The 472-nt window shown below is 64.0% G+C and carries 1 protein-coding gene; it reads right to left on the reverse strand.

Annotated features, from left to right (window positions below):
• A partial coding sequence (locus tag C5P05_RS00380; RefSeq protein ID WP_114967978.1) for a response regulator occupies positions 1-434 on the reverse strand: 434 nt, incomplete at its 3' end.
• Positions 435-472: the final 38 nt, after the last annotated feature.

A 472-nucleotide genomic window follows, 5' to 3' on the forward strand; every position in this document is an offset into this window, starting at 1 on the left:
GCGCGCGTGACGCGACGCCGCAACAAGTCGAGTTCCAGATCGGCCGCGCGCATGAACACCGGCGAGTTGGCCTTCGCGCCGCGGCGCAACAGCGTGCGCACCCGCGCCAGTAATTCGGAAAAAGCAAAGGGCTTGACCAGGTAGTCATCCGCGCCGAGTTCCAGGCCCTTGACGCGGTCATCAACATGGTCGCGAGCGGTCAGGAACAACACCGGCATGTCCTTGCCCGCCTTGCGGATGCCGGCCAGCACCGCCCAGCCGTCGATGCCGGGCAGCATCACATCGAGAATCGCCAAGTCGTAGGCCTCGGTCAGCCCCTGGTGCAGACCATTGGGGCCGTCGCGCACCAAATCGACGATGAAGCCGGCCTCGACCAGTCCTTGTTTCAGGTAGTCCCCGGTCTTGGGTTCGTCCTCGACGATGAGTATCCTCATGGCGGTGCTTGCTCCTCTGGAATCTGTCATGTGGGCGC

The sequence above is a fragment of the Rhodoferax ferrireducens genome, assembly GCF_003347515.1.
In the GTDB taxonomy this organism is placed as follows: domain Bacteria; phylum Pseudomonadota; class Gammaproteobacteria; order Burkholderiales; family Burkholderiaceae_C; genus Rhodoferax.